3 protein-coding genes and 3 pseudogenes are annotated in these 4,454 nt (G+C 63.9%); all 6 read right to left on the bottom strand.

Annotated elements, in window-relative coordinates:
• Nucleotides 1-901, bottom strand: a pseudogene (locus tag NI18_RS20115) (IS110 family transposase); the annotation flags it as partial.
• 124 nt (nucleotides 902-1,025) lie between these two features.
• Nucleotides 1,026-1,430 (bottom strand): annotated as a pseudogene (locus NI18_RS20120) (recombinase family protein); the annotation flags it as partial.
• A gap of 64 nt (nucleotides 1,431-1,494) precedes the next feature.
• Nucleotides 1,495-1,677: pseudogene (locus NI18_RS23815) on the bottom strand (Tn3 family transposase); the annotation flags it as partial.
• Nucleotides 1,678-1,770: 93 nt separating this feature from the next.
• Nucleotides 1,771-2,997, bottom strand: coding sequence for a chromate efflux transporter (gene chrA, locus NI18_RS20125; RefSeq protein ID WP_042491066.1), 1,227 nt, complete (start codon nucleotides 2,995-2,997; stop codon nucleotides 1,771-1,773).
• Nucleotides 2,998-3,014: 17 nt separating this feature from the next.
• Nucleotides 3,015-3,962 carry a chromate resistance protein ChrB domain-containing protein gene (locus tag NI18_RS20130; RefSeq protein ID WP_245613536.1) on the bottom strand — a complete coding sequence of 316 codons (948 nt, stop codon included), beginning with the start codon at nucleotides 3,960-3,962 and terminating at the stop codon, nucleotides 3,015-3,017.
• 190 nt (nucleotides 3,963-4,152) lie between these two features.
• Nucleotides 4,153-4,454, bottom strand: a 302-nt coding sequence (locus NI18_RS27520) for a hypothetical protein (RefSeq protein WP_306286558.1), incomplete at its 5' end; no start/stop codon positions are given.

Below are 4,454 nucleotides of genomic sequence, written 5' to 3' on the forward strand. Positions count from 1 at the left end.
GCAGCAGCAGTGGCGTGCGCCCGTTTTTTCTGGCGTACTTGCCGGATCACGGCAGTCGCACCGAGACGAGCGTACTTCTTAGCAGCTCATCGCCAGGCGCGGGTTATACCTCCTGATTCTTACCTTGCCTGCGGTCGAATGATCTCTCGGCGTCAGCCCGATCCAGGCGGCAAAGTCTCTCCCGGATTTGAATAGGCGGGGGATCCGGGGTTTTCATCATGAGCAAAGATGCGCCGATTGGGCCGATGCGGGGATATGCGCAAGGCGTTGGCTGCACTCGTTTTCACGATGCCATTCCATCAGCTTCTTCTCTACCCGTTCAATCTCGGCTTTCAGCTGCATGTACTCCCCCGGCATGCAGCGCGAAGAGCTCGCGTGCCAAGCTGGGGACAGCGTCATTTTCGGCAATGCTGTCGAGCAACGGCTCGATCCGACACATGCCGGTCGCCGCGGTAATGCCGAATTCCGAGGCGTATCCCCGAATGGCGTTGGCAAGTTGGGTTCGTTTGCGGATCAACCGGGTCCGCATCCCCATCAGCATCAGAGCCGCCTGCTCCTCGGCAGTCTTCACCGGCACAAAGCGCATGGTCGGACGGCTTGCCGCCTCGCATAGCGCCTCGGCATCTGCGGCATCGTTTTTGCCGCGCTTGACGTATGGCTTCACCAGTTGTGGCGCGATCAACCTGACCTCATGTCCCAGCGAAGCTCAGAAGCCGCGCCCAGTGATGCGAGCCAGCACAAGCCTCGATAGCTACCAATGTTGCGGGCAACTTCTCGAAAACCGGATCATTTCCTTGCGCGCCAGCTTCCGGCGCAACACCGGCCTTTCCGCGGCATCGACACCGTGCACCTGGAAGACACTCTTTGACGTGTCCATCCCAACTCTGATAATCTTCTCCATGGGCGGCTCCTTCATATGAGGCTGGCAACGACCTCATCGTGGCACATTGCGATGCCGTTGGGAGCCGTCCACCCCAACACGAAAGTGACATTTACGTACGCTAGACGCGAACGAAGGCGGAATGTCAGGCCATGGCTTTAGCGGCTGCCCCTTCAAGCGCCTTGTAGAGCGCGGTTTTGCCGACCTTGAGGCGCGTGGCCGCTTCGCGAACCGTCAGCCCTGCCGCTATATGATCGCGCGCCTTACGCAATTTGTCAGGCGTGATGACTGGACGCCGACCGCCAAGGCTCCCCCGTTCCCGCGCAGCCTTCAATCCGGCGTTGGTGCGCTCGCGGATCAGGTCGCGCTCGAACTGGGCGAGCGAGCCGAAGATGTTGAACACGAGCATCCCGCCCGACGTGGTGGTGTCGATCTGCTCGGTGAGCGATCGGAAACCGACACCGCGCGCGGCCAGTTCGCCGACCTTCTCGATCAGGTGGCTCATCGAACGGCCGAGCCGGTCGAGCTTCCACACGACCAGAGTGTCGCCGGTAGGCGTCACCTCAAGGTTTGTTCGCCAGACAACGATTTCTCGGACATAAGCGGAACATGGGCTACGCTACACGCTTCAACCGCGCCATTGGCTCGTTGAGTGGGTGGAATTCACCTGCTGGAAGTCGCCTGGCCTGCTCCCAGAGGTAATCGCCGGTCAGACTGATGTGCGCCCAGCCCATCGGAGAAAGGTGCGCAAGCAGTGCCGCATCGAACGTCGTGCCGACAGCGTTGAGGTGCTGGGCGGGGGCCGGTGAGAGAAGGCCCGAAAACGTACGCTAAGTGAATTGGTATCGATCGATTATCGAGACCTCGACTTACGGCGACCGCACGGTCTTCTAGCTCAGGGCGGATGCCCCGATCACTGCCCCAATCGCCAGGACAACCGGCGTGGCGAGCTTGCTTTTCCAGCGGTACATGATGGCCAGCGCGATGGCGAAGATGAGCGCGCTCGCGATTGGGCTTGAGGTGCGTGCGGCCGTGGTCCGGGCGAGGTCCGTGACCGTCACCACGATAACGCCAACGACCCCGGCCGCGACGCCCGCCAAGAAGAGTTGCAGCCGCTTGTGCTCTACCACCGCTTCCAACCGGTCGTAGAGTAGGAGCGAGAAGGCGAACGCGGGGAGGAACATGCCGGCCGTCATCGCGAGCGCCCCGGCGAGGCCGCCGCTGATCCAGCCGGCGAAGGTCGCAAAGATTACGAGTGGGGCTGGCAGGATGCCGGCCAACCCTAAGCCGTCGAGGAACTGCGCGTCCGTCATCCAGCCCCGGCCCACCGTGTCGTTCCGGATGAACGGAATGGCGGTATAGGCCCCGCCGAACGTCAGCAGCCCGCCTTTCAGCCCGGTCCAAAAGAGCGCGGCGACCGTGGGCGCCGGTTCCCGAGCGACCGCCACGCTGGCATTCCCGAGGCTTCCTGCCCAGGTCAGGGCCGCCAAGCCAACGGCGATCGCGACGACGACCGCAGGGAGCGCGTAGCGCCCGGTCGATGCGAGCGCATAGGCAGCGCCTGCGGCTGGCAGCACGATCCAGAAACTGACACCGGCGAGCGAGGCGATCGCTGCGGCGATAGCCGCAGCCCAGAGCCATGGGTCAAGCAGGATGTGCTCGCCGATCCTATGCACCGCGCGGACGATTACCGCGATCACCGCCGCCTGGACGCCGAGGAGCGCCGCTCCGAGTAGCGTTCCTTGGATCGGCAGCCGAGTGTAGAGCCATGCCAGCGCGAGCATGAGGACCAAGCCCGGCAGCATGAAGCCGAGCCCGGCGAGCAAGCCGCCCAGCCGCCCCTTGGCCCGGACGCCGAGATGCACGCACAATTCATGCGCCTCCGGCCCGGGCAACACCTGCATGACGGCCAAGAGCTTGTTGAACCGGTCGCTCCCGATCCAGCGTTCCTCGTCGACCAGCTCGCGCCGGATCATCGCGATCTGCGCAACAGGACCGCCGAACGCCATCATGCCGAAGCGTAGGAATCGGACAAATAGCGCGGGATAGCTCAGGTCGGGCGGGCGGGTGTCATCGCCGACCGCGCTTGTCGGAACGGGTTGTTCGATGCTCGCCATGATCAACTCCCATCTGTTCAGCGCCGCTTGGCGAAGTGCGCGTAGAAGCCGTCGAGCGCGCCCGATCCTTGCGCGATGCGCTCAATGTCGTCGTCCGTGCCAGCGCAGATGCCGTTGATGAGCGCGCCGATGCCCGCCGTCTCCGGACGACCGAACTTGCCATCGGCGATGTCGAGATCATGGACGATCTCGGCGAGCGCGCGGAGCGCCTGGTCGCCATCGAGCCCGGTGCGGGACACCAGCGTCTCGAAGGTGCAGCGGTCGCCTTCATGCGTAAACTCCGCGTCCGCCATGTCGAATCGCAGCTCGCTCGGCTGGGGGGTGTATTCCTTGCCGTCCACGAATTTGAAGCTGGCATCCACGTCGATATACCGCCGGATCAGCCAAGCAGACGCGATGCGGTCGACATGGACGTGTCGGCGCGTGACCCAGGTGCGGCTTTTCAACTCCGCGGGCATCAGCTCCGGCGCACCCGCCCCGCTCACGTCGGGATGTTCATGGTCGCGGCGGTCCGCATCTGCGAGGGCCGCCAACGCTACTTGCTGACCATGCGCGCCGAAGAAGTCGATGGCGGCAATCTCGTCCAGGCGCTTGCGCAAGCGCCGAGTGTCGGTCGCGTCGCCGGCGTCGCTCAGCGAGCGCGCCTCGCGCGTAAGCTCGTCATAGTCGGCGTCGCGGGCCGCATCGAACACGGCGCGAAGCTCTGCGTCCGTCATTCCATCCACGAGCCGCGCTTCCAGGATCAGCGCCTCGCCGCCGCCTGCGATGATTTCCGTTCTCAGCTCCTCAAACAGCGCGCGCGTGTCGTCGCGCGAAGGAAGCGCGTGGACGGCGTTCTTGAGCGCGGCGGCACCGATCGCCTGCAAGCGCCGCCACACCCGGACACGCAGGTAGGCGGGCTTAGCCGGGAGTTGGGGGATCAGCAGCAGCCAGTCGTGCGGCGTAGATGGAGAAGCATCAGCCATGCAGCGCCTGTATCATGAGGCGGATACAACCGTACACTTGTATCGTTTGAGGGTGGCGAGTTAAAGCTTGGGGCGAGGAGACTTTGATGCAAACCGTCCAATCAAGTGCTTCTGCCATCCTGGCGGGTCTCGCGCTCGCGACCGCCTCGCCCACTCTGGCGCAACCACGTTACGAGACGGTGGCGCAGTTTCACCAGATGTGCGCGACGAGCAGAAGAAAAAGGTGAACGGTCGTTGCGAGGCGTACCTCGCCGGCGCGGCCGAGACGCTTTCCGCGTTCGGCAACGGCGGCAGCGAGGCCGGCATTTGCGGGCGGGGTGTCAGGGCCGGTGAGTTGAGCCGCATCTTTCTGGCATGGGCGGCCGACAACCGGCAAATGGCGAACATGCCCCGGCTTGCGGGTGTGACGATAGCGTTGCGCCAGCATTTTCCATGCCGGCCGACCAGTTGAGATCGAGGAGAGAAGTTTTGCGCCACCTAATGCTCCCCCCT

This window comes from Sphingomonas sp. Ant20, assembly GCF_000783375.1.
In the GTDB taxonomy this organism is placed as follows: domain Bacteria; phylum Pseudomonadota; class Alphaproteobacteria; order Sphingomonadales; family Sphingomonadaceae; genus Sphingomonas; species Sphingomonas aerolata.

Coding starts and splice junctions, on each gene's coding strand:
- NI18_RS20130 (WP_245613536.1), bottom strand. CDS start 3,962: ATGGCTGATGCTTCTCCATCTACGCCGCACGACTGGCTGCTGCTGATC.
- chrA (WP_042491066.1), bottom strand. CDS start 2,997: ATGGCGAGCATCGAACAACCCGTTCCGACAAGCGCGGTCGGCGATGAC.